Here is a 26,763-nt window from a genome sequence, read left to right as displayed (position 1 = left end):
AACGAGCCCGCATCATTCATCGCCATATCGACTTCCCCTATCGTCTTTCGACGCCTTCTCGCCATTTCCCAAGTGTCTCTCACACCCAATAAGCCGAGTTCTCTGCGCTCAAGCTTCATTGGAATGTAACAGATATCAATAAATCATATAAATTTTGACATATCCCGATATCCCATTTTTAGCACTCCGCCTCTAAATTTTTAACATCTCTTTGCTTTTTCAAATTCCGATAATCAAGCTGCACATTGCTACCGACAATCACGCCCCAAGCAGCGTAATCGGCACAACGTAAACGCTGTCGTCTCTCTTATAGGCGAACGCACCATTCCCTACAACAACCATAAGAAATACCGGTTCTTGCGTCTGTGAATAGGGATTCGCTATAATTTTGTGGCGAACTTTCATCAGTGATTCAGCACCTTTAGCGGCACCATTTTCGCCCAACTTAATTTCGATAGCCGCCCAGCGTCCGTCGGTCAGCTCGATAATCGCGTCAGCTTCCAGGCCTTTGTCATCGCGATAAAAATACACACGTGGATTTTCCAGCCCGACCCAGGAAGACGTGTATATCTGAAGGTCACGAATCACAAGATTCTCGAACATATCGCCGAAAACCTGCCCTTCACCCAACAGCCTTTCGGGATTGACGCCTAACGCCGAAACCGCCAAAGACGGGTCGACGAAATATCTCTTGGGCTTGACCCTCATACGGTTACGTGATTTCACCGGAGCGTCCCAACTGGGCAGTTCCTCAATCAGATATTCGCAGGTCAGCATATCTACGTAACTCTGCGTCGTGCTCCTCGCCGGCTCATTATCCGACGAATCGTCGGCATACATGTCACGGCTCAGCGTCGTTATCGTCGCCGCTTTTGCGTTGTTACGCGCCAAAGAAGCGATAATTCGACGGGTCATTTCAGGGTCTTTGCCCATTCGTGGTGCGTTGTCTTCGGCGACAGCTTGCAAATATTGCGGGGGGATATACAGCGCATCATCCAAGCTGCGGCCAAGCGAAGACGGCCAGCCGCCACGACAAATCCACTCCGCAATCTCTTGCAGGGAAACGGAAGTCGAAGCAGGCGTGAACTTACCGTCAAACAAATCACGAAGAGAGACTTCACCACTGGATAGCCCCTGCTCATACAGACTCATCGGACGCATACGCAAATGCGCGATACGACCAGCGCCACTGTGTTCATACTGTTCCATCGGAGGAGCGCTGGAACCCGTCAATAAATATTGTCCCGGCCGGTTGGCTTCTTGATCGACAGCGTGACGCACCGCGTCCCTGACCGACGGAACAATCTGCCATTCGTCAATCAGGTGCGGCTTGTCACCAAGAAGCGGCATCGTAGGATCGGCCTGCGCCAACGGCTTCACCCGATAATCATCCAAACTGGTAGAGCTATTCGCGTGAGCAAGTCCGGACCATGTTTTCCCGCACCATTTCGCACCGTCAATCTGGACTGCACCGAATACATCAAGCAGTTTGCTTATCTTTCCGTCGATAAGCCGAGGACTGTAAGTTTTCGGCTGGAGAGTCATGCAATACCTCCATTATACATTTTACACCATTTTCATCTTACATTTTACACCATTTAAATCTTACATTTTGAACCAACTTTGATAAGGCATAACGAGGCTTTGTCAATTCTAAAATGCCAACTCTGGAAATGAAAACGGTCCAACTCTGGAAACGCAGTGCCGAAAACCTTGATATAACAGCGAAAACAACTAAACCCATCTACACCGTCGCAAAATCGTCGAAACCTCGGCCACAAACCCGCATAACGCAACCAATCCGTCCGCAATATGACCATTGTTAAATTTCGTTACTTAAATGTCGATTAGGTCACCCTACAATCGAACCGGACTCACCAAGCAATGGCTTTGGGTTCGCAACAGATGGCACCACAACCGCGGAGGAGCCGCGGAATGCCAACAGATCGAACAACCGGAAGCTTGGTTTGAAGGAGGTCTGAATGGCTAAAAAAACTAAAAAACAGCCAGCCAACAATCAACCGATCACGCAGCCCGATGCCGCGCTTTTCACTTCCGGAGTAGGGACCAAAGGCCCCGAGGAACGTGATCTTCCCCAATCGCTCAACGACGATCTCGCACTCTGCCTTGAAATTCTGCGCACCGTGCTTGGGGAATACGACAAGGATCTGCTTTCCACGTTCGATACGGTCCGCGACTACGCCGTCAAAGCGAGCGCCGAACATTACGCGGAGACCATCGGCAAAGAACAGCCCAAGGAAGACAACCTCGAGAAGGCCGAAAAGGTCATTGACGCCTTGGACGTCCACCAAGCGCAACTGCTTGCGCGCGCGCTCACTACGTACTTCCACTTGGCGAACCTCTGCGAGGAGAACTACCGTGTTTCGGTGCTACACAAGCGCGAATCGAACGTGGGCGAAGACGCTGCGACCGATCCCGTCAACGAGCTGACCGGCGCCTACCACCAGCTCATCAACGAGATGGGCCCGGCCAAGGCCAAGAAACTCCTCAACAAGCTCGAGTTCCACCCCGTCTTCACCGCACACCCCACCGAGGCCCGTCGCAAGGCCGTCGAGGGCAAGATTCGCCGCATCGCCACGCTTTTGAGTGCTGGCAAGCTGATGGGTGGGTCCGACAAGAAGGAAAACTACCGTCGTCTTTACAACGAAATCGACGCGCTCTTCCGTACCTCGCCGATCGGGGCCAAGAAGCCTACACCGGTTGAGGAAGCCGATACCATCATCGACATTTTCGACAACACATTGTTCGAGACCATCCCGCAGGTCTATCGCCGTTTCGACGACTGGATCCTCGGCGACCAGGCCGGAATCTCGGAGCCCCAGTGCCCCGCGTTCTTCCATCCTGGTTCCTGGATCGGCACCGACCGCGACGGCAACCCGAACGTCACTGCCAAGGTCAGCCGCGCCGTGGCCCGTAAGTTCAGCGACCACGCCATCGAGGCGCTTGAAAAGGCGACCCGTACCGCCGGTACGAATCTTACGATGGAAGCCGTCACCACGCCTCCGAGCGATGAACTCGTCAACCTTTGGAACCGCCAGAAGGAAATGAGCGAGCGCCTGACCGACAAGGCCGCAGCCACTTCCTCACACGAGATGCACCGCGCGGTCATGCTGGTCATGGCCGACCGTTTGCATTACACTGTGGTACGCGATGCGGACCTCATGTACAAGAGCTGCGATGACTTCATCGCCGACCTCAAGATCGTGCAGCGTTCGCTGGCAGCTGCCGGCGACAAGCGCGCGGCTTACGGCCCGGTGCAGGATGTCATCTGGAAGGCGCAAACCTTCGGATTCCATCTTGTAGAGACGGAATTCCGCCAGCATTCGCTCGTCCACTCCCGCGCTCTGGAAGATATCCGCGAGCACGGCCTGCACGGCGAACGCGGCGAACTGCAGCCGATGACCCACGAGGTGCTCGACACTTTCCGCGCGCTCGGCGCCATCCAGAAGCGCAACGGTCAGAAGGCCGCTCGTCGCTACATCATCTCGTTCACCAAGTCCGCGCAGAACATTCGCGACGTCTACGAGCTCAACCGCATGGCATTCTCGAACCCCGAAGATGTGCCGACCATCGACGTCATCCCACTGTTCGAACAGCTGCAGGATCTGCAGAACTGCGTCGACGTACTTGACGAAATGATCAAGATCCCTGAAGTTCAGGCCCGTTTGAAGGCGACCGGCGGTAAGCTCGAAGTCATGCTCGGCTACTCCGATTCCTCCAAGGACGCCGGCCCGACCACCGCAACGCTCGCGCTGCATTCGGCGCAGGGACGCATCGCGGAGTGGGCCAAGAAACACGACATCGACCTGACGCTCTTCCACGGACGTGGTGGCGCTGTCGGCCGTGGCGGCGGTCCAGCGAACCGCGCGGTGCTTTCGCAGCCGAAGGGTTCCGTCAACTGCCGTTTCAAGCTCACCGAACAGGGCGAGAGCATTTTCGCCCGCTACGGCAACCAGGTGCTGGCCATTCGCCACGTCGAGTCCGTTGCGGCCGCGACGCTACTCCAGTCCGCTCCGAGTATGGAAAAAACAAACACCGACATGACCAAGAAGTATTGGGGCATGGCCGAAAAACTCGACGATTCGGCGCACAACCGCTTCCTCGATCTGCTCAATACGCCGGGCTTCACCCCGTGGTTCTCCACGGTGACGCCACTGACCGAGATTGGCCTGCTGCCAATCGGTTCGCGCCCTGCCAAACGTGGCCTAGGTGCCAAGTCGCTCGCCGACCTGCGTACGATTCCGTGGGTGTTCTCCTGGGCACAGGCGCGCATCAACCTCGCCGCTTGGTACGGCTTGGGGACCGCGTGCGAAGATTTCGGCGACCTCAAGACGCTGCGCAGCGCTTACAAGGAATGGCCGGTATTCTCCACGTTCATCGACAACATCGAGATGTCGCTGGCCAAGACCGACGAGCGTATCGCCAAGATGTACTTGGCCTTGGGCGACCGCGACGACCTGCGCGACAAGGTGTTGAACGAGATGGAGCTCACCCGCAAGTGGGTGCTCGCCATCGTCGGCGACCAGTGGCCGCTGCAGCATCGTCACGTGCTCGGCCAGGCGGTCCGTGTGCGTTCGCCGTACGTCGATATCCTTTCCGTCATTCAGGTGCTTGCTCTGCGTAGCCAGCGCGAACTGCAGAAGAAGCAGGATGCCGAGGCCGCCAAGGCGAAGGCCAACGGCGAGGTGCCTACTGCAGGTGCCATTGCCCCGAAGAAGACGGACAACGAAGAGCTTGCCCGCGACCAACAGCGCGGCGGCTTCACCTACCTCATCCTCTGCACGGTCTCCGGTGTCGCCGCCGGCCTGCAGAACACCGGCTGAGTTTGTAGTTTCCTTAGTTAGGAAAGCGCCGCAGACGTTCCGAATCGTTATTGATCCGGTATTCGCCTGCGGCGTTTTCTTATGCCCTATTTTTCAACTATCTGTCGATTTCACGCAAAATCGACAGTTAAAAAGCTAATTGGACCATTTTAAAGTGCGAAAAGCACAAAATCGATGTTTAGCACCTCAGAATTCATCTGCTAAAGTACGAAATCAGTCAAAATCGATGTTTAGAATACTGAAATTAGCGCTCTAAAGTACGAAAATAGCCAAAATCGTCATTTAGAGATATCATTTAAGTCACCTAAATGATGATTTTGAGAGAAATCGGTATTTATGAAATATAACGATATCGCTACGGAATTCCATGCAAGCTCGACAACGCAACAGCCTGTCGAATTCGCCGAGCAGGAATACCAACGCCGTTTGCGGCTCCCTTCCGCTTTCTCAACCGACATTGTGCTTGACGGGCGGCATAAGGTCTTCGCTGTCCTGTCTCAAGAATCGATCATGCTTATCGACGACATCCTGCGCCGCGAAACCCATGTCGAGCAAACGTGGAACGAGCTGCCGGGCGTAGCTAAAGATGCCTATATGAAAGGTCTACTAACTGAGGAACTGCTGAGTACCAACCAGATGGAGGGGATACGTTCGACACGTCAAGAAGTCGCCACAGCCTTGCAATCCGTTAAGAACCCTGCCTCGCACACGAGATTCAGTGAATTCGCCAAGCTCTATACGGCCATCTACACCGACGAATCTCTGCAGCTCCCGAAAACGCTAAGCGCCATCCGCAGCATCTACGACAAAGTCGTGGATGGCGAGCTAGCGGACGAAGACGAACCAGACGGCAAATTGTTCCGCAAAGGCTACGTCGGCGTCCACGATACGGCAACCGGCCGGGAGATACATCGCGGCATATCAGGCGAAGAGAACATTCAATCCGCACTTACCCAAATGCTCGCGTTCGTACGCCAAGACGACGTGCCCTCACTGCTCAAAGCGATTATCTGTCACGATGTCTTCGAATACATCCACCCGTTCTATGACGGCAACGGAAGGACGGGAAGGTTCCTTCTCGCACTACAATTGCGTGAATATCTTTCCGCACCCACTGCACTCTCGCTAAGTCCGGTAATCGCCGAAAACAAGCTGGAGTATTACAAGTCGCTTGAAGGAGCCCAGAAAAAGATAAACTGCTCGGAGACCTCATTCTTTGTGTGCCAGATGCTTCGGTTCATCCAAACCGCCCAACATCAGCTCGATGAAAATCTGAGCGAAAAAAATTCAGCCCTGCAAATTGCCGGCGACAAGGAAGATCAGTACATACAAACCGAAAATCTGGACATAACGTCAGATCGCATACTTTACATACTGATCCAGCAACACCTTTTCCAATCTGGAAAGCCTACTCTGACCAAAGCGGAAATCGCGCAAACTCTGGGTATCGGCATGTCAAAAACCGATAACCGGTTGAAGAATCTTGAGAAACGAGAACTCATATCTACCGTCGGCAAACGGCCGATATATTATGAACTTTCTGGCAAAGCGTGCGAATTATTTGGCATAAATTGACAGAATAGTCTGAGAGCTTTTTACTTAAATTTAGCCAGCCTAGATGAAAAAGACCTCCGCCGGAATCAGCCGGGGAGGTCTTGAGAATGGTTAAGCGAAGTCCTGTAGACGGACTTCGCAAGTCAAATGAATTTGCACACTATGCTTCGTCGATAAGATCCAGCATTTGCGAGACCGTCTTCTTGCCGAACTCGATCTTTTGCGAGGTCGTGCCGTCAAGCTCAGTCTTGTTGACAACGATGCAGGGAACGCTCATCGCGCCGTACTGCTTCTGCAGCTCGGGGAAGTGCGAAATATCGTACGCCTCGGCCTTCACCTTCGGATTGCCGGCGGCGATGCGCTGGGCAGAAAGCACCGTGGTCGGGCACATCGTGCAGGTCAGCGAAACGAGCACCATCACATCGGTGGTGCCGCTGTCTGCGTCGAGCTTTTCGATGCGCTGCTGGGTATCGTTGTCGACGGACTGGCCAGGGCCGGCCGCATTGTAGAGTGCCAGCACGAACGAGTTGAACTCGTGGCCGCTGGGAACACCGTGGAACGCAAGTCCCGTAGGTTGCGGTGATCCGTCAGAGCCCACCTTGCACAGACGTACGCAAGGACGAGCCATCGGCATCACTTCTTCGACGTCGAACTTGGCGCGGCCTTCCGCATCTTCCTCGCCCTTGCCGGGCGCAGGCGCAACGACGGAAGTAAGCTTTCCGCTGCTCAATGAAACCAGCTCGTCAATGAAGCCCTTGAGCTCCTGAGAAAGCTTGGTCTTGTCGAGCGAAAGTTCGAGCACCAACGGCTGGCTCATGCGCCCGAAGACCACATCGAGCTGCTTGCGAATGGCATCGTCAAAGAACCCGGAGGTCTTGACCGGGCCAGCAGCTTGACCATTGCCACCAGCAACATCAGCCGCGGCAGCCGGGGCCGGGGAAGTGCCGGAATTGGCGGCTTTTCTAGCCTGTTCGACCTCACGCTTCTCGTAGTTCGAACTGGTTGGACGCGGCGGTACAAGGCCGGTTTTCTCGCTCAGATCCTTGGCGTAACGCTCAAGTTCCACGCCCGCGACGGCACCGTCGGAAACGGCGGTGACCACTTGGCGCAGGTTCTTCTCGCGCAGATCGCCGGCAGCGTACACCCCAGCGGCGGAAGTCTCGAGATAATCGTGCGTAATAACGTATCCGCGCTCGTCAAGATCGATGACACCCTTGAGGATGTCGGTCTGCGGCACATAACCCGCGAAAACGAAAACGCCGAAATTCTTGCCTTTGCTCGGCTTCCATTCCGTGTCCTCGCCGGTTTTGCGGTTGTGGAACACGGCGCTCACCAAGCCACCTTCGCCGGCCGAAACCGACTTCATCTCGGTGTTGTAATGAATCTCGATATTGGGGTCGTTCTTGGCCTCGTTGGAAACGGACGCGTCGCAGGTGAAATCGCTGCCGCGCACCAGAATCGTGACTTTACTGGCGTATTTGGTGAGGAACACGGATTCCTCGGCCGCCGAGAAGCCACCGCCAACGACGACGACCTCCATACCGTTGAAGAATTCGCCGTCGCAGGTCGCGCAGTAGGAAATGCCACGGCCGGCGTATTCGGCCTCGCCCTGGAAGCCGATTTTGCGCGGGTTGGCGCCGGTAGCCACCAAAATACCGAAGGTTTTGAGGTCGCCGCGGTTGGTATGCACGGTCTTGATATCGCCATGAACGTCAATCCCAGTGGCATCGGCGGCCATAAATTCGGCACCGAAATCCTCCGCCTGTTGACGCATGGTTTCGGTCAGCGTGCGTCCGTCGATTCTGGCGATACCAGGATAATTGACCACCTCGTTGGTGATGGTGATCTGCCCGCCGTACTCTTCCTTTTCGAGAATAAGCACACGATACCGAGCACGCGCCAGATAGAGACCAGCGGTAAGCCCTGCAGGACCTCCGCCGATCACTACAACGTCATACAAATCGTCTTGTTGCTTCATAGCTTCCTTTAGTACGGTTCAACTCGCACAGACGGAAATCAGAGCTGGCCGACGAGGTCGAGGCTCGGGGCGATGGTCTCGTCGCCAGGCTCCCACTTCGCAGGGCAGACCTGGTCACCGTGCTCGTAAACGAACTGCGAGGCCTCGACGCGGCGCAGAATCTCTTCCGCGTTACGGCCGACATTGGAGGAAATGACCTCGTAGGCCACAACCTTGCCCTCAGGGCTCAGAATGAAATCGCCGCGCTCGGCCTGACCGTTGACTTCGTCGTAGCTGTCGAGATCGCGGGAAAGCTGGTTAGTCGGGTCGGCGACCATCGGGAACTGGATCTTCGCGATCTTCTCGTTAGCCTCGTGCCAGGCCTTGTGGACGAACTCGGTGTCGTGCGAAACGCCGTAGATCTCGCAGCCGGCCTTCTTGAAGTCTTCGTAATGGTCGGCGAGATCCTCAAGCTCAGTCGGGCAGACGAAACTGAAATCGTTGGGATAGAAGAAAATCAGGGACCAATGGCCGAGCACATCCGCCTTGGTGAGCTTGCTGAACTTGTTGTCCTGATAGATGTTGGCCGTGAAATCGGTCAATTCGTGTTGAAGCATGGTCATAGCATGTACCCCTTTACCTCGAAACCAAATGCTATACGTCCGCGCGACTCTGGCCTTTATGCGTTCCGCTTGACGCCCTTTGCGAACGTCCGTAACCATAACCCAGCACCTTGCAAAGCGCCTGTGGAACCGTTTATCGCCGTGACCACATCATGGTAACGCCGGTAACCGCATTATCGACAGTTGCTATGCGCCTGAAGGCACTTCTTTTCGTCAGCCGCAATAAGAGTCGTTTGATACAGACGAGTTATCACTATAAACATTGAATAATTAGACGATTTTATATGTATTGCAATAATACAGGTCTGAATTATTAACATTTATTTTGCGCACTTTAATTATTTTATATATCACTCTATCCATTTTCGACAACATTGAACATATTCGTTTCCACACATTTCCGATAATTCCGAATATCGTCAAAGTGACGCGGCGGAAGGGTAATGTTGGACCCAACGACTTTTGCTTGTCAGACACTTTCGCTTGGAAGGAATCTCAAATGACAGATAATTCGAACTCCAAAGAATCTGCAGCCAAGAAACCACAAGAGAACGATAACAATTCCGCCGAATCCACGGCCAACGCAACCTGGAGCCGCATGCTGCAGGGCAACGCGCGCTTCGCTTCCGGGCAAGCCGAGCATCCTTGGCAGGACAAGGAAACAAGGGAATCGCTGATCGACGGGCAGCAGCCGGATGCGGCAGTGCTTTCGTGTTCGGATTCGCGGGTTCCGCCGGAAATCATTTTCGATCAGGGGTTGGGCGATATGTTCACCGTGCGCACGGCCGGACAGACGTTGGATGACGCCGTTATCGCCTCGCTGGAGTATGCCGTGACGCACTTGGGCGTCAGCGTTCTGGTTGTGCTCGGGCATGAGCATTGCGGAGCTGTTGCGAGCGCCGTCGCGGAACTTGACGTCATCGCCTCCGGTTCAGACATCGACCTGGGCGCCGCCTTTGCCGCTGAAGTCACCGATTCCGAAATAATCGATCCGGCGGCAGACGATGATGACCATCCAACAGAAGACAATGACGCTGACTCCGGCACCGACAATCCGGACGACTCTGAATTCGTCAGAGATTCAGCTGCGCGTACCGGCATGGATGCCGATGACGTGTTCGACAAGATGGAGGAACTGGTCGCGGCCTCCGAATCCGTGCTCGTACGCTCAGTCGGCGCTTCTATTTTGGCAGCGCAGGAAGCCACGTTAAGCGACACCGACGATTTCGAACGCGTCCACATCGCCCGCACCATCGAAGCACTGGTCGACCGCTCGACCGTCATCCAAGAGGCATTGGCCGCACAGCGTCTCTCCATTGTCGGCGCCCGTTACCAGCTGACCACCGGCAAGGTCGAAGTGCTCTCATTCTGAAGTAAACGCCGAATCTCACAAATCAACAGAACTCGGACTGTCAACATAAGGGTTGCCAGTTTTTAAAAGTAACCAGTAGAAATATTCATTAGTTACTTTTAAAAACCGGCAACCCTAGCGCGGTGCGAACGATTACTGCTTTACGATTTCGAAAATGCGCTCAGTCTCGGGGCGGCAACGAGGGATGCGCACACCCACCATCATCAGGTATTGGCCGGAAACCGCGACATCGCCCAATGGCCCGTAGGCATCGAAAGACTCGAGCGGAGCCGAAAGCTGGGGAAGAGCTGTCCAACGAACCTTATATTGCGCGCTCTCGTCGAGCTCGGGAATACGCAGATAAATGCCGCGGTTCGAGCGCGATTCGTCATATTGCACATGCTCGATAATGGCATGCGAACCGTCGTCAGCGACCACCCCATATCCCAGAACCGCGGAATCGGCGAGGTCCAAGCGCACGAATTTGCCGGAATGCAGGAAATCGCGATTGTCTTTATACCAAGCGATCCAAGTCGCAAGCTCCTTCAAATCGGTCTCGTTCGCCTGCGTCAGATCCCATTCGATGCCGAAGGAGAAGAACACGGCGGTGGCGGCACGGAAAGCAAGGCTCAGCGTGCGCTCGGTCTGCTGGGAACACGGTTGGGAGATGTGTGCCCCGATATATTCAGGAGCGACGGTTTGTGCCGTCCAACGCTGAATCTTCTGCCGGCTCATGGCATCTGTCATATCCGAGCACCAGAAACGCGACACTTTCTCGACGATTCCCGTATCGATGCGGCCGCCACCGGAAGCGCAGGATTCCCATTCGATATCGGGGAATGCCGCACGCAATTTGTCGAGCAAGCGATAGAAGGCTTCCGTCTGAGCGTGCACCGCCGGGGCTCCGCCGCGTAGATTCGAGCCCGCTTCCAGCAGGAAACGGTTATGATCCCACTTGATATAGTCCACGCCAGTTTCCGAAATAACCTTGGAAATTCCGGCAAACACATAATCGAATGCCTGTGGATTCGTCAAATCGAGTACCAACTGGTGACGCTGCTCAATCGGCGTGCGGTTGCTTGCCTGCATGATCCAATCCGGGTGCTTGCGGTACAGGTCAGAATTCGGGTTGATCATCTCCAGCTCAATCCACAGCCCGAATTCCATGCCAAGCCCGCGCACATAATCGGAAAGCGGCTTGAGCCCATCGGGCCAAACGTCAGGGTCAACCCACCAATCCCCGAGGCCGGCACGGTCATCACGACGTAGATGGAACCATCCGTCATCGAGCACGTAGCGTTCGACACCGATGTCGGCGGCAATCTTCGCCAGCCTTTTGAGCTTGGAGAAATCATGATGGAACGTAACCGCTTCCCACACATTGAGCGTCATGGGTTGAGTCCTAGGATGCGTCGTCAAAGAACGTTCCCAAGCGTGGATACTTTGCGCAGCACCGTCGAGGCCTTCATTCGAAGCCGTCACCATTACCCACGGCGTGGTATAGCTCTCACCCTTCGCGAGCACGATTTCGCCAGGAAGCAGCAGCTCGCCAGCGTTGATGCCAACGCTCTGTTCGTCGTCTCGATCAACGGCGATAGTGGAATTGCCGCTCCAAGAGACCTGTACCATCAAGACCGATCCATGACGGAAATCGAACCCTTGCGTACCAGCCACAATCAGCGGGCCAGCGTATCCGGGCTTACCCTTGCGGAATTCGCGCAGCCACATGCCATCGGCGACTTGGTGCCGCTGCGGCTGCCGCTCACGCTCATGTCGCCCGCAGAAATCAAGGAACTCGGTCATATCATCACCAAGCGGAACATGGACATCAAGGCCTTCAAGCATATAAAGACCAGAAGCAGCGTTGGTAAGCGTATGGCGGATCCGCAGTGAACCGCCCTTCAGCGCCTCCACTTCGGTTGCGAGCGCAAGCCCTGCGTCATCGTCGCGCGCTTCATAGCGCAACACATCATCGGAAACTGTCGCCGGCTTACTTATCTTGAATCGAGGCGACCAGGCACGCCCGGCTTTCAGATCATCGCTGGCATCTGCATCATCGCTCCCATTCCCTCCATCCGTTAAAATGTCGCCGCTCATCCGCTGCCCCCGCAAACCAGGACGAGTGAACACATTCAACGCGTGCTCAACCAACAACGTGCGCGGACGCGGGTCCTGGTCAACAGCCTGCCCAAACGCACCGGCATCACGACCCGCGAAAACAGCGATGACATCGGGCAAATCGTCGCCGACAGAGCTATCGGCCATGACCAAGCGGGTCAAGGGCCACTGTGGGGAAGTGGCGGATGGGAACAACATGATTTTTCCTTTACTAACGTTTTGATTTAAATTTCAACTAATTATTATCGACAATAGATATTCGAAACGAACAGGCCACCGAAACCTCATTCACAAAAATGTAATATATCAGTTTCGGCGGTCTGCATTCGTTTTTCGTCATTTCACCGAACCTGCAACCATGCCGGCGATGAAATACTTCTGCAGGAACATGTAGGCCACGACCATAGGCACTGCAGCGATCAGCGCGGCCGCAGCTGCAATACCGAGATTGTTGGTATTCGCCGAGAAGAACGAAGCCACACGCGGGGCTATGGTCTGCTTGGCCGGATCGGTCAAGATGTAGCTGGAAAGCGCGTAGTCGTTCCAGACCGTCGAGCCGGTCATGATGACCACAGTGGCCGTCACCGGCTTCAACATCGGGAGGATGAGCTTGCCAAAGACCTGCAGCTTGTTGGCGCCATCAATCGTTCCCGCTTCGTCGATGGCGGGCGGAATCGCCTTGATGAACGCCGTGTAGAGGAATACGGCAAGTGGCAGGTTCGTGGCGGTAAGCACCAGAATAATGCCCCAATACGTATTCGCGGCGTTGATGTTGACTAGGAAGGTATAGAGCGGCACCAGAATGGAAAGCGGCGGAATCATCATCATCGAAAGGATGAACGCCGATACCAAACCGTTGAACCGGGTCTGCCTTCTCGCCAAAGGGTAGGCAGCAGCCGCGCCAAGCACGCAAACCAGCAGTGTGGTGCAGACGGTGACGATGATGCTGTTGATAACTGATTTAAGAATGCCGCCTTCAGTGATGGCCGCGGACCAGTTGCTCCACGCCAAATCCGCAGTACGCGGAATAAGCGCGGAAGTCATGTCATCCGCAGGTTTCAGAGAAGTGGTTATTGCCAGATAGAACGGCAATAGCTGGCAGATAATGACAATACCTAGGAAGAGGTAAATCGCCCAACGTCCGCGCTGGTATTCCTTATGTTCCTTGCGTTGTTCACGCTGCTCACGCGTTTCATGGGCGCGCGAAACCTTCGCATTCGACGTTGCCTTCGCTTGTGTTTTCTCGCTCATGATCACTCCCATTCCAACTTGGCAAGGCCTTTGTTAACTGCAAACGTGACCAACGCAATGAGGACGAACAGGACCACACCGATTGCCGAAGCGTAACCGGCGGCTTGGTTATCGAAGTAAACCGTGCCGATATAGGTGGAAAGCGAGTTGGTGGAATAGCCTGGGCCTCCGCCAGTCAACACCTTGATGATGTCGTAAAGCTTCAGGCCGCCGATGAGGTTCAACACCACACTGGTGGTGAACGAGGGCGCCAGAAGCGGCAGCTGGACGTTCCAGAATTTCTTCCAGCCATAAGCACCGTCGACTTCGGCGGCTTCAAGCACTTCCTGGTCCATAGTCTGCAGGCCGGAAAGGTAGATAATCATCGAGACACCGACGAACTGGATGGAGTTTACGAGCACGATAATCGCCACAGAGAAGTGCGCGTTGTTGAACCATGCCACTTTCGGCAGGCCCAACCAGACCAGAATCTGATTCAATGCACCTTGCTGATACTGGAAGATGAAGTAATACATAATACCCATCACCACAGGAGCAACCAACGCCGGCAGGTAGATAATGGCGCGAATCAGCATTTTACCGTGAATCTTGGCATTGAGCAGCAACGCGAGCGCCAGGCCCAAAACCTGCTGAATCACCGTGCTGCCGATACCGTAGATGAACGTGTTGATGAGAATGGTACCGAAGTTGCCATCGCTGAAGATTCGTTTGTAGTTAGCCAGACCGACAAAGGTTTTTGTCGCGTTATAGCCGTCCCAATTGGTCAGCGAGAGAGCAATGCCCGAAATCAGTGGGTAGATGATGAAAACTACCAGGACAATTACAACGGGCAGGTAGAAAAGATTGACAGCCGCGCCGCGGAACCGCCGCCGCGAACCGTTGTTTCGGCTCTTCGGCCTAGGCAACGGTTCCGCGGCGTCCGCTGACGGACCAGCCATCTCAGTTTGCCGAGATTTTTCGCTAGTCACGATCGTCACTCCTTGAAGTCAGGACTTCTGCCCATACAGGCTGTTGAACGAGGTCTTGACCTGCTCGGCCGCCGACTCCGGGGTCAGCTGCCCGGTGATGAGACCGTCGGTGGACTTGGAAAGGGTGATATACATACCATTTGGAAGATACTTGCGATCGAAGAACGGAACCTTGCTCGTCTTCTTTTCGTTGACCCAGTAATCATAGGTATCCTGGAATTGCCCCAGCGCAGCAGGCACGTTCTTCAACGCCGAATCGTTCATGCTGACTTTTACCAACTCCTTCATATTTTCTGGCTTGGCCAAGAAATCGAGGAACTTCAAGGCGTCTTGCTTGTTCTTGCTGGTCTTGGAAACACCGAATGCGAATTCCTCGCCTACCGAGAAGTAAGGCTTTCCGACCTTTGAAGGCACCGGCATCATACCAAGCTTGACATCAGGATTCAGCGATTCCATCATCTGGCCAAAAGTATTGGAACGCAGGAAGAAGGCGGCCTTGTTGGATGCCATATAGCGCGACACATCATCTGCGGAAGCTGACACATAATCCTCATTGAAGTACTTTGAATCAGCCCACTTCTTGACCATCGAAGTATATTGCTCATAGGTCTTGGTATCGAACTTGCCGCTCTTCAATTGCGCTAAGTCTTCCTTGGTGTAGAGGCCCGGCAACAGGTAATCGGCGATGTCACCGTTGATACCGAAATCCTTTGGGGAAGAAACAATCGGAGTCAGACCAGCAGCCTTGACCTTGTTGCAAGCCTGCTCAAAATCATCCCATGTGGAAATCCCCTTGGGGTCGACACCGACCTGTTGCAGTACCGTCTTGTTGTACATGATGCCTGAAACTTGCACATCAGCAGGCAGAGCATAGATATTGCCCTTCTTATCCTTCAGGAAATCGTCACAGATTGGCTTGATCTGATTCGCCCAAGGCCTGTTCTGCAACGGTTCGAGGAAGTTGCCATACCGGTCGCGTGACCAACCATGCGTAGACCACATATCAGGCGGGTTGTGACCAGCCAAACGGACCTTGATATCATTCTCGGCGTTGTCGGAACTGGCTTCCGCCTTAATCTTGATGTTGGGATTTTCCTTCTCGAATTTCTTCGCCATCTTCTGCAGAATCTTCAGACGAGGCGTTCCGTTACCCTGCATCGTCATGAATTCTACAGTGTGGGTCGAAGACGAATTCGAGCCTCCGCATGCCGCCAAAGGGGTCAGCATCAATGCGCTGCAAACGACAGCAGCCGCTACTTTGAATTTATTCATCCTTCCACCTCTTCGTGATTTGATGTTTATTGCATCCAAATCGGTTACTACGACAAATAACAACCACTGTCGCTGTAATCGACATTCATAAGGCTACACGTGTAGATTAAGCTTTGCAAATTGCTCTATCGCATGGCGTTTCTTACCCTAACCGTTTGCAAGAACAGCCGATCTAACCTTCGTTTTTCTCGTAGATGCTGGTATTAAACAGATATCTGATGTCGGTCCTATTCTTCAAAACCCTTTATTTATAAAGCTTATTAAGAATTTATCGACCTAAATATTTTTTACTTTATCTACGAATATCCCAATCTAAAATCAAAAAAATTGTAAAAGCGAGACTCTCAACTATCTCCAAATCGTTGTTTTTCCGAAAATATCATTTCTATCAAGCATAATGTATTCCGTATTAGCTCTTCGTGTAGATTTTTTATTCTCTTGAATTTGAAAGGAAATTGGCCCTGCCTTCTACAATAACAAGTAACTGCAATTGCTGTGGAAAGGATGCTTGATGGGGAAAACAACGGGTAAGGCTACACGCAATGACGTTGCAAATCTAGCCAACGTATCTACTGCAGTAGTCAGTTATGTTTTCAATAACGGTCCACGAAATGTATCACCCCAAACAGCACAAAAAGTCCGAGATGCTGCTGCGAAACTCCATTATCAACCAAATTCAATCGCACGCGCCCTACGGACTGGCAATTCCAAAACCCTTGGAGCAGTCATCAATGATTTTACTAATCCTTTTGCACTGAGTATTTACGAAAAATTAGAGATGATGGCCGCAGAAAAGGGCTATTCCATGCTTTTTGCCACGTCGCACAGCGAACTGCAAAAGGAAAAAGCAGTCATTAAAGAACTCATGAACCGTAACGTAGAGGCATTGTTCATTTCTCCCTGCGAAAACGTTACGTTATTTACACCGTCGAACGAGAACTGCCGATTGGTCATTTTCGACATCGATAGGAAAGTGCCGAATGTCTCGACAATCGCCACTGACTACACCAAAGCAGTCCAGTTAGGCATGAGTCATCTTTTCAAACATGGACATACCAATATCGCCATGATAATTGGCCAATCAAGCAATGGAATAAGCGACGGACGCATCAATGGTTGGTATCAAGCTTTCAAAAACGAAGGTCTGCCTGCAGGACATATTGAACACACTGAATTTTCGCGAATCGGCGGGTATAAAGCGATGCTAAAAATTCTCGACCTTAAAGACAGACCCACTGCAATATTCGCTGGTTCCGATCTCATCGCCTTGGGCGCACTGCGCGCATTGCACGAGCGTCATATACGAGTACCCGAAGAGATAGCCATCATATCTTTTGATGGCTCAATCGACTCACAATATACATACCCAGAACTTACAGTAATTCAACAGAACCCTCAAGAAATAGCTCGACTCGCATTGGAAGCCGCCATAGGCCCTAATTCCAAACCCACCCGACATCTACTCGAGGCGAAACTGGTGATTCGACAGTCTTGTGGCTGCAATATGAAAACACAATGAGCTGCGGCCACTGAGGCAATTTGCCAATCGCCGCATCACCGCCCAGCGGTACGCCTTCTCAATAATTCACAAGCCACAGCCAGCCCTAATAAAGTAACGGCTAGCCCGCCGCGACGCACATAATCCTTGTATGAAGCCCCAGTAAGTGGTATCGAGTCTGCCAACTCACCCCACTTGGCGTTTAACGTCACATCCTTGATTACCGCGGTATTGGCGAAGTCGAAAGAGTCTCCTTGGCTGCACATCCCCATGGTGTTCGCCGCACAGGTCCAGCCCGCGAAATAATAGCCGTCCCGCGAAGGCTCTGCAGTAGGCGCGGTGATTTTGTAGCCGCTATGCACCTGTACCGACGACGGTTGTTCGGACGGCAACGTGCCGCCGGCGGGGTCGAACGTTACCGTATGCTGCGCGACCTTGTACAGCTCGGTGATAGTGCCCGAAAAGGCTCCCGTGGTGTTGGGCAATTGCGCATCGGTGGAGAACGTTTGCTGTAAGGATTTCGCGGAATTGTCGGCATTGAAGGGCATCGGACCGGCCCATGTCACCTGCTGGTGGTCGGCATCGAATTGGCCCAAGCTTGGCGAAGTCGGCGAGCTGGACGTCGGTTCAACAGCCGCCCCGGCCACCGAGCCGTCAATGGCCTTGGCCACTGTCACTGCCGTAGGCATCGACAGTCCCGGATCGGCCGTCAACGTATCCGTCAATGTCACTGTCTGGTTATCGGCGCAGAAACTGGAATTCCCGAAATCGCAACTATTGCTGGTGCCACCGTTCAATTTCGTGAGATTTTTCAGCGAAGAGATATCGCGGATGTGGTTGCTGCCGATATAAAGCACAGTTAGGTTCGTCAACCCAGCCAATGGCGACACGTCCGAAATGTCGTTGTGATGCAACCACAATCTCTTGAGACTGGTTACGTCGCGCAAGGAACTGACGTCACCGACCTTGTTACTTGACAATCCGAGTATGCCCAACCAGTGAAAATGCGCATCGTCGATGACGCTGATATCGTCGATCTTGTTGTTGTCCAGATATAGCGAATACATTCCCTGCAACGGCGCCAGCGAAGCGATGGATTGAATCTGGTTGTTCTGAAGCTTCAACGTGTTCAATGTGGTAAGCGGAGCCAAAGGCGACACATCAACGATTGCATTGTTATTGAGATCCAGCTCCGTGAGCCTGTCCAGATGCTCAGTGGGAGACACAATCAAGCCCGAGAGATTGGAAATATTGTTGTTGTTTAAATTCAGGACCTGCAAATCCCACAATCTGGAAAGGCTATTCAGGTTAGAAATACTGTTATTTGCAAGATACAGGATTTGCAGATGTGTCATTCTGGAAAGATTGCTCACGTCGGTTATCCCGTCGCCATTCGCGAAGAGATTCTCCATCTTATCCAGATATTTCAGCTGATGCAGATCACAGCTATGGGCATTAAGCGTGTTCCCAGAAACATTGCTGATATGCAACCGCCCCAGGCCCGTGAGCGTCTGCAAACCATCCAGCTCGGAGATATTCAGCGCGGTATCGTCCAGATCATGCCCCGGCGCCGTGTTGTAATTCAAATCACCGAAGTGCAACGCGTCGCGCAACGTCCAGATATCCGTGGTTTGGTGAGCGTCAGTCGCTTGCGCCGCGTTGACTACCGCGTTCGCCAACGTCGGGTCGGGAAAGCATGTGGCGACCGTATCAATACCCATGATGCACTCGTGCCCGGCCGAAGTGTCTTCATAACCCCACATCGGCCACACCGTCTCGTCACCAGTGACTGGCGCCGCCGCGTCAAACGCGGTCATCTTACCTTCACCACTGGCATCCGTGCTGTCTTTGCTCACGCCCCAGCCCATAAACTTGATACCTTGGTTATAGGTGTCTGGTGGCGATGGAACCGAAGACACGTGGCCGCCAGGGGTCACCGTCTCCGTCGACAGTATTGGCGGATGACTGGCAGCAACACCACTAGAATCCATCTGGGTCTTGAACGTTACCGTGGGGTTATCCCTCACCGATACCGCATACATCGTTTGCGGGGTCGAAACCGATGACGCGTCCTTTGCGACTGCACCATCCACGTAACTGCCAAAAACAGGTGTCTGCCACAAAGCAAAGAAGGCCACGCCAAGGCATAAAGCCAGCAGCATTAGACACATGGTTATCCACAACCATTTATGCATCCGCGTCCGCACGATATGCCCCTTTCCGGCGGCCTTGCACATCGCGCCCCAAACGTGTCATGCGAACGCACACTACACTCGCGATGTCAGCAATCGCTGAGAGCACGATAACCATAAATCGTTCTCAGCAAAGAATCCCCCAATGACGAATTATTGTATTATATATCGACGTAATTTTCAGCAATTTTGCTGTTTATAAGCAAAAAATCATGCCGCCATCTCTTGAATTCGGAACAAATATTGCATCACATCGGCACTCCAGGTGATTTACTCTGAGCGCAATACGACGTACGGATGCTCAAAAACACGGTAATGACTCGCCGCTCTTCTAGACTGAAAGCATGTCTTTGGCCCTAGATATCGTCTTCGTTTTCGTCTTCCTGATCATCGGCGGCGTCTTTTCGTGCACCGAGCTCGCCCTGGTGAGCCTGCGCGGCTCGCAGCTCGACGAGATGGAGCAGGAGGATGCGCGCGGGCAGAAAGTCGCCAAAATCGCGCGGGACCCGAACACCTTCCTTTCCACCGTGCAAATCGGCGTAACGCTTTCGGGCTTCTTCTCGGCATCGTTCGGTGAATCCGCCATCGCACCTTGGGTCGAGCCGGTTGTGGAAAGCTGGGGAATTCCGCACCATATCGCCTCTCCTGGCACCACCATCGTCTTGACGCTGATCATCTCGTTCTGCGACATCGTCATCGCGGAAATGGTACCGAAGCGCATCGCCATGCAACGCACCGAACAGATCGCACGCGCCGCGGTGCCCGCGGTCGATATCTTCGCTCGTATCTGCCGCCCGATTATCTGGCTTATCGGCAAAAGCACCAACGGCATCGTGCGACTTCTGGGCTTCGACCCGAGCCAAACCGAAACCGAAGTCAGCGACAAGGAACTGCGCGTGCTGGTTAATTCCAACACCAACCTGAGCAAGGACGAGCGCACCATCCTCGACGACGTGTTCGACGCCTCGGAAACCATTGTGGCGGAAGTGATGCGGCCGCGTGCCGACGTGGTCTTCTTGGAGGGCTCGCAGCCGATCGAGGAGGCGGCGAAATACGTGCGCGAAATGCCGTATTCGCGCTACCCGGTCACCGGCAAGGATTTCGATGACGTGCTCGGCTTTGTACACGTCCGCGATCTGCTCGACGTACGCAACCCGAACGCCAAGACCGTGGCCGATGTCACGCGCGAAGGCATTTCGCTGCCTGGCACTTCGAAAATACTGCCGAGCCTTGCACTGCTGCGCAAACGCGGGATTCACCTGGCCGTCGTCATCGACGAATACGGCGGAACCGACGGCATCGTGACGTTGGAAGACATGACAGAAGAGCTGGTCGGAGATATCCGTGACGAATACGATCTGCCGGAAGAGAACGGCAGCAGCGCAGCAAACGGCGTAGGCGACGGCCGCAACGGCGAAACCGCCTTCGTTGACGGGGTAGCCACAGTCGACGGCGGCATGACCATCGAGGACTTCGCCGACCTCACCGGCATCGAGCTGGAAGACGGCCCCTATGAAACGGTCGCCGGCTACTTCCTCGCGCACACCGGCCGTATGGGCGAGGTGGGCGAGACCCTCCACTCCGACGACGGCTATGACATGGTGGTCACCAAGGTCGACGGTCGTCGTATCGAAACTATCGAGGTCCGCAAAAGCGGTCTTGATGATGCTGACTTAAACAGGCAAAACTAGAACATTAGACTTCGCTCAATTGTCCAATTGAGACGTTGCACAGCATCTGCTAAAACTTTTTCTACCTCATTTAACATTTTTCTGCATCACTTTGCTATAATATGATGCAGAAAAGTAATTGATGATGCAGAAAATGGTGCAGATAATATGCATACTTTTGACTATGAGAAGTCGGGGCACAAACTGTTGACGCCGCAGACCGTGAATTTGCTCAATGCGGTTCATGAAGCCAAAGGGCGCCAAAATACTCAACTGCAAATCAGTCCTGATCTTGCGAAACCACTAATCAATGTCGCCCGCATCCAAAGCACCGATGCATCAAATCGTATCGAAGGAATCTCAACCACCAACAAGCGTTTGGCCGGCATTGTCAGCGAGAAAGTAGCCCCGAGAAACCGCGATGAAGAAGAAATCGCTGGTTATCGCGACGTGCTCAAAACCATCCACGAAAATTATGCGTATATACCGTTGAAACCGAACGTCATTCTGCAACTGCACCGCGATCTCTTCCGGCACACACCACTTGCCTTCGCCGGTCATTGGAAAGATACCGACAACATGATTGTCGAATCCGATGGAAACGGCCATGCCAAGGTCAGGTTCACGCCGCCTTCTGCGCTGCAGACTCCGGAACTCATGGCCGCAGCATGCGACAATTATAACAAAGCGAATGAAGCCGGCGACATTGATCCCTTGCTGTTGACTTCCATGTTCGTCTTCGATTTCACCTGCATCCACCCGTTCAACGACGGCAACGGCCGCATGAGCCGACTGCTGACGCTGCTTCTGCTCTATCGCTCTGGTTACGAAATCGGAAAATATATCAGTATCGAACACCTTATCGAGCAAAGTAGGTCCACCTACTACGAGTCGTTGGCCGCAAGCACCATCGGCTGGAACGAAAACAGCAACGACTATGCGCCATTCGTCAACTATCTGCTCGGCATCATCCTGTCAGCTTATCGAGAGTTCGACGAACGAGCTGCAGTCATCAGCACACCGGTTTCTTTGCACCATTCAACAACCAAAAAGCAACGCATCGCCAACGTCCTCAATCAGAGCCTCAGTCCACTCTCCAAGGCCGATATCCAGCAAACACTTCCCGATATCAGCACTTCAACTATCGAGCGCACACTAAAAACCCTGCTCACCGACAATCAAATCCAAAAGCTCGGCGCAGGCCGATCCACCAGATACGTCAGTTTGCACCACGAAGAGCAATAATTCCGTCTCATTATTGCCGTGTTTAGAAGCTATCTGCATCTATTTAAGCGGTGCAGATAATTCCCCGTTCACGGTCGCAGAGTCGCTAGCGGAACCACACGAACACCATCGGGACGAGTGTAGGCACGGTTGAATGTGCCTACGATGACGCACTTGCAACGCGGGGGCTCCTGGCCACCGGCGATCATTTTCGCTTCGACAGCATTCAGAGAAGCAGCTGCGGCGTCAATCTTGTCGGCGCTCAACTTCACCTCAAACGCACCCCAACCGCCATCCGGCAGCTCGACAATCTCGTCACATTCAAGGTCAGAATTGTCGATATAGTGCATGACGCGAGCGCCGAAACTCGACGCATACACATCTAAGTCATGATTAACCAATGACTCAAACAACAGACCCAAAGTCTTGAAATCGCGTTTTAGCGAAGTAGGTGTTGCTCCCAAAGCGGCCGCAGCCAAAGAAGGATCAGTCAAATGAATCTTCGGCGATCGACGCAAACGCACCGAAGAACGCAAAGCAGGCGACCAAGCATGTTGCTCTTCAATGAGGTACAAACGTCGAAGAACAGCATAATATCGATCAAGCGTTTTATAGGAAGTTTCCACACTGTCTTTCTTGGAAGGGCGATATGTTTCATCGGTATCCTGGATCAACGTAACTTTACGCACAGGGGATGCGACACTTCGCGCAATTGCCGCCAACAACGCGCGCATTCGGTCGGGATTAATACGTTCCTCATCTTCTTCATCAACCTCATTCGAAAAATTACAGACAGTATCGATATACTGCCTCGGCGTAAGAGCCGCCTGCTCAAACGAATCATGAATCGTTGCCGGCCAGCCACCACGACAAATCCAATCAGTAATACCATCTAGATTCGTCCCATTTGCCGCAATGCCAGAAGCTTTATCACCATTCATCAACCCCTGAAAAGATACATCTCCTGACGAAACCCCGGATTCAAAAAGCGTCATTGTTCGCATCTTCAAACGTGCTATACGGCCTGCACCGCTATGCAACACTTTCTTTTGCGGCCCTGCGGAACCACAAAGCATAAATTTGCCACGTGCTCTGGATTCATCCACATCATGCCGCACCGCATCCCAAATCCCTGGTGCTACTTGCCACTCGTCAAGCAAAATAGGGGGATCACCCACAAACAACTGAGCCGGATCGAGCCTCGCCAAAGTACGTACAGCATAGTTATTCGCTGGATCAGATATTTCTACGCTGGTATTGGCCTGACTCAGACATGTTGTGGTTTTGCCGCACCATTTGGGACCTTCAACAGAAACCGCACCAAACGCTTGAAGGTATTGCCGCAAGCGCTTGTCAACAACTCTATCGAGATAAAACGATGCGTCGAATTTCATAAAATCCTCTTTGCTTGTTTTCCCTTAATTTACAATGATATTACGCTAAATGTTCAAAAAAGCAAATGCAAAACTACCAACTTTGCAAATCAGAAATGTTCAAAAAAACAAATGCAAAACTACCAACTTTGCAAATTTGTACTGTTGTTTTGACAGCAAATTAGTAGAGCGATACTATGTACTCTCAGTAAGAGTACTAATAGCTAGAGTAATCAGAGCAGAGGTGCATCATGGCACTGCCTTCCATCGAACTCATGACGCTCGGGGCGTTGAAAGACCATCCGATGAGCGCTTATGACATCAATAAATTCCTCGCCTCACGTGGTGTCAGCAACTGGGTTCAGGTCAGCGAGCAATCCGTCTACCGAATCGCTATCAAACTTTGCGATGACTGCTATACCTCAATCGACACAGACGATTCCGCAGCCTCTTCGCAAAAGCGCGTCTATTCCATAACGCCAAAAGGTGCACAACATTTCGATGACCTTATGAACGAAATCGCTTCGGCGCCACCGCATATTACTTTCGACTTTGTAGCAATGGTAGCGAATCTTTATCAGACCGACGAAGCCACCGGCCGGCGTCTACTCACCACGCTGGAAACCAACCACCGCAGTGTCGCCGAGTGGATGCGAAGCTCCGTCGCTGATTTGCCGTTCAGCGAGGCCAGCGAAACCGTGTTGCTTTGCGCCGACACCTACGCCCTCATCGCTCGTTGGGCGCATCATTTCCAAGAGAATTTCTATCATGACGCGAAATCCGCTGATACCAACGAGCCTGAAGACGAGAACGACGACAATATAGAGAACGCAAATTTCCAAAGCAAATCAACTGATTTCGTCATCGTTACGCCACTGCAGACCCATAACCAGAACGATTCAACGGAAGAAAAGACCAAAATGCAAGGACAAAACGAGCCAACCGAAGAGCCTAACGGCGCAACGACTTCCAACCACGCGCCCAGCTATGACGCAACTGGAGCAAACACCACTTCCAACACCTCGACAGCTTCAGAGACCTCAGCGAGTCAAACACCCAACCAAAATCGGCTCGAGACCAGCGCGAACAAGGACAGCATACAGAACAGCCCAACTGTCATTGTGAAAAACCAGCGATTCACTGGCTCACTGCCGATCACGAAACTGGATTTCCATTTGCATTCGATGGCAGGGCGAATCACTACACAGTCGAGCGATTCCGACACGTTCGAAATCAAATTCCACCATTGCAAGGCCTCAGACTTCCAAATCTCAAACACAGCCGGCACGTTGCACATCGCCAACACGGGAACGCCCTGGGACCATATGTCGCTGATGAATGTCTTCAACCCCGCCCAATGGAACGCCTATGTTGAGGTAATCATTCCAGCCTCGCAACCGTTGACGCAAACGACCGCCGCGCTCAACAGCTCAAGTCTTGTCATCGCCGGGCTGGAAAGCCGCAACTTCGACCTCAATCTGCACGGCAGCTCTGCCAAAATCAACGACATTACGGTTGACGCCGCCTCTTTGATAACCCACGGAGGAAGTGTGAAATGGAACGGAACTGTACACAACAACTTGGATATCGACTGCCATAACAGCAGTGCCCGCATATCTGGTTTGCCTCGGAATTTTGGTTACCTTGCGGAAATCCACAGCAGTACGCTCACGGTCGACGGCCAACCGATCATTGCAAACAGGCATTCTGCCAGCCGGCCAGGAACGCCGATGGTGGATGTCAATTTACATTCCAGCAGTATTTCGCTTGATTGATGGACGGCGCATAGCCGTCGACACGGCCCCGCACAGAAAGACTGAAATTGTGTTTAGATAATTTTTACTTGAATCAAAAGTCTCCATACAAACAAAATTGAGAAAAATCCGTAACACATTCGACATAATCGGCTTGCGAAATGACGCTGCGTAACTGCAGAACACCACCCGACGCAACCAAAAACCGCGAGACGCAGCACAAATCTGGACGTTGCGCGCCGATTTGTACTACAAAATTGCAGATGACGTGGCGAACCTTTCAATACACGCAAACTTTGGCCCGAATAACCCTCAATAACCCTGCTTTGTTACCTCAAAAACCGCGACATTTCAAGGTTTTCGACAATATTGGGCTGAAGACGAACCACTGAGACGCACGACACAATTCACTAGAATGGGAACCAGCAATATTTCGCAAAAGGAAGGAAATTACTATGGCAAATGAATTTTTGAGCCCTGGTATTGATCAGGCAGCATCCGATAAGATTGTCTCGATTCTGCAGAACCGCTTGGCGCAGGAGGAAGAGGCTTCGCTGATCTTGAAGCACGCGCACTGGAACGTGTCCGGCCCGAGCTTCATCGGCGTGCACGAAATGATTGACCCTGAGGTTGACGCCGTGCGCAACATGGCCGACGAGACCGCAGAGCGCATCGCCACCCTCGGCGGCAGCGCCCAGGGCACCCCGGAGTCCATCATCAGCAACCGCACCTGGTCCGAGTTCAAGCTCATGGGCCGCCAGAACACTCAAGATTACCTGAAGGCTCTGGTCGACTACTACGCTGACTTCATCGTCGCCGAGCGCAAGGCCTACGAGGAGCTCGATCCGATCGACATCATCAGCTCCAACATCATGCAGGACCATGTGCAGGAACTCGAGCACTTCAACTGGTTCATGAACAGCCACCTGATCGAAGAGCAGGCTCACGCCTGAGCTTTAGGGCTATCCCAGTCGCTGGGTTTTCGGCAAATTGATTCGTAAGTTTGCCGAAAACCGTACATTATCAATGCCTTGCCGTTCACTCTCATCCTGAACGGCAAGGCATTTTGCGTTGTATAGCACATAGCACCGTATAGGCGAAACCTCTATACACA

Annotated in this window: 17 protein-coding genes; 8 read left to right on the top strand and 9 right to left on the bottom strand. The window is 52.9% G+C overall.

What is annotated here, in order from left to right:
* Nucleotides 1–258 precede the first annotated feature (258 nt).
* Nucleotides 259–1,545 carry a DUF4143 domain-containing protein gene (locus OZX72_RS00290; protein ID WP_277158491.1) on the bottom strand — a complete coding sequence of 429 codons (1,287 nt, stop codon included), beginning with the start codon at nt 1,543–1,545 and terminating at the stop codon, nt 259–261.
* 437 nt (nt 1,546–1,982) lie between these two features.
* Here OZX72_RS00290 and OZX72_RS00285 point away from each other — a divergent pair, with 437 nt between their 5' ends.
* On the top strand, nt 1,983–4,844 hold the full coding sequence (locus OZX72_RS00285; RefSeq protein ID WP_277158490.1) for a phosphoenolpyruvate carboxylase: 2,862 nt from the start codon (nt 1,983–1,985) through the stop codon (nt 4,842–4,844).
* Between the two features lie 336 nt (nt 4,845–5,180).
* Nucleotides 5,181–6,419: a Fic family protein gene (locus tag OZX72_RS00280; protein ID WP_277158489.1), complete on the top strand. Its 1,239-nt coding sequence runs from the start codon at nt 5,181–5,183 to the stop codon at nt 6,417–6,419.
* Between the two features lie 139 nt (nt 6,420–6,558).
* Here OZX72_RS00280 and OZX72_RS00275 read toward each other — a convergent pair whose 3' ends face one another.
* Entirely contained in the window at nt 6,559–8,376 is a 1,818-nt protein-coding gene (locus OZX72_RS00275; RefSeq protein ID WP_277158488.1) for an FAD-dependent oxidoreductase, read from the bottom strand.
* Nucleotides 8,377–8,414: 38 nt separating this feature from the next.
* Nucleotides 8,415–8,978, bottom strand: coding sequence for a redoxin domain-containing protein (locus OZX72_RS00270; protein WP_277158487.1), 564 nt, complete (start codon nt 8,976–8,978; stop codon nt 8,415–8,417).
* A 598-nt stretch (nt 8,979–9,576) separates the two neighbouring features.
* On the opposite strand from OZX72_RS00270, the gene OZX72_RS09465 reads away from it, so the two are divergent.
* On the top strand, nt 9,577–10,350 hold the full coding sequence (locus OZX72_RS09465; protein ID WP_348519681.1) for a carbonic anhydrase: 774 nt from the start codon (nt 9,577–9,579) through the stop codon (nt 10,348–10,350).
* A 132-nt stretch (nt 10,351–10,482) separates the two neighbouring features.
* Here the strand turns inward: OZX72_RS09465 and OZX72_RS00260 are convergent, their stop codons facing one another.
* The 4 genes from OZX72_RS00260 to OZX72_RS00245 form a co-directional block, all read right to left on the bottom strand.
* Nucleotides 10,483–12,645 (bottom strand): alpha-galactosidase, encoded by a 2,163-nt coding sequence (locus tag OZX72_RS00260; protein WP_277158486.1) that lies wholly within the window; start codon nt 12,643–12,645, stop codon nt 10,483–10,485.
* A gap of 138 nt (nt 12,646–12,783) precedes the next feature.
* Nucleotides 12,784–13,698: a carbohydrate ABC transporter permease gene (locus OZX72_RS00255; RefSeq protein WP_277158485.1), complete on the bottom strand. Its 915-nt coding sequence runs from the start codon at nt 13,696–13,698 to the stop codon at nt 12,784–12,786.
* Between the two features lie 2 nt (nt 13,699–13,700).
* The gene (locus OZX72_RS00250) at nt 13,701–14,666 is read right to left on the bottom strand and encodes a sugar ABC transporter permease (RefSeq protein ID WP_277158484.1); all 966 of its coding nucleotides are present in this window, start codon (nt 14,664–14,666) and stop codon (nt 13,701–13,703) included.
* An 18-nt stretch (nt 14,667–14,684) separates the two neighbouring features.
* Nucleotides 14,685–15,938, bottom strand: a complete 1,254-nt coding sequence (locus tag OZX72_RS00245; RefSeq protein WP_277158483.1) for an ABC transporter substrate-binding protein — start codon at nt 15,936–15,938, stop codon at nt 14,685–14,687.
* Nucleotides 15,939–16,449: 511 nt separating this feature from the next.
* Between OZX72_RS00245 and OZX72_RS00240 the strand changes: the two genes are divergently transcribed.
* Nucleotides 16,450–17,457 carry a LacI family DNA-binding transcriptional regulator gene (locus OZX72_RS00240; RefSeq protein WP_277158482.1) on the top strand — a complete coding sequence of 336 codons (1,008 nt, stop codon included), beginning with the start codon at nt 16,450–16,452 and terminating at the stop codon, nt 17,455–17,457.
* A gap of 35 nt (nt 17,458–17,492) precedes the next feature.
* On the opposite strand, the gene OZX72_RS00235 is transcribed toward OZX72_RS00240, so the two are convergent.
* The gene (locus tag OZX72_RS00235) at nt 17,493–19,598 is read right to left on the bottom strand and encodes a leucine-rich repeat domain-containing protein (protein WP_277158481.1); all 2,106 of its coding nucleotides are present in this window, start codon (nt 19,596–19,598) and stop codon (nt 17,493–17,495) included.
* A gap of 374 nt (nt 19,599–19,972) precedes the next feature.
* On the opposite strand from OZX72_RS00235, the gene OZX72_RS00230 reads away from it, so the two are divergent.
* Both OZX72_RS00230 and OZX72_RS00225 read left to right on the top strand, forming a co-directional pair.
* Nucleotides 19,973–21,319 carry a hemolysin family protein gene (locus OZX72_RS00230; protein ID WP_277158480.1) on the top strand — a complete coding sequence of 449 codons (1,347 nt, stop codon included), beginning with the start codon at nt 19,973–19,975 and terminating at the stop codon, nt 21,317–21,319.
* A 147-nt stretch (nt 21,320–21,466) separates the two neighbouring features.
* A complete protein-coding gene (locus OZX72_RS00225; RefSeq protein ID WP_277158479.1) occupies nt 21,467–22,543 on the top strand; it encodes a Fic family protein in 1,077 nt (358 codons plus the stop codon).
* 68 nt (nt 22,544–22,611) lie between these two features.
* Here the strand turns inward: OZX72_RS00225 and OZX72_RS00220 are convergent, their stop codons facing one another.
* Nucleotides 22,612–23,916 (bottom strand): DUF4143 domain-containing protein, encoded by a 1,305-nt coding sequence (locus tag OZX72_RS00220; protein ID WP_277158478.1) that lies wholly within the window; start codon nt 23,914–23,916, stop codon nt 22,612–22,614.
* 230 nt (nt 23,917–24,146) lie between these two features.
* Here OZX72_RS00220 and OZX72_RS00215 point away from each other — a divergent pair, with 230 nt between their 5' ends.
* Nucleotides 24,147–25,670, top strand: coding sequence for a helix-turn-helix transcriptional regulator (locus tag OZX72_RS00215; RefSeq protein ID WP_277158477.1), 1,524 nt, complete (start codon nt 24,147–24,149; stop codon nt 25,668–25,670).
* A gap of 434 nt (nt 25,671–26,104) precedes the next feature.
* Complete coding sequence (locus OZX72_RS00210) at nt 26,105–26,602, top strand: DNA starvation/stationary phase protection protein (protein WP_277158476.1); 498 nt, start codon at nt 26,105–26,107, stop codon at nt 26,600–26,602.
* Nucleotides 26,603–26,763: the final 161 nt, after the last annotated feature.

Origin of the sequence: Bifidobacterium sp. ESL0769 (genome assembly GCF_029395495.1) — a bacterium.
Classification (GTDB): domain Bacteria; phylum Actinomycetota; class Actinomycetes; order Actinomycetales; family Bifidobacteriaceae; genus Bifidobacterium.
This window is presented reverse-complemented; position numbering and strand designations above follow the sequence as displayed.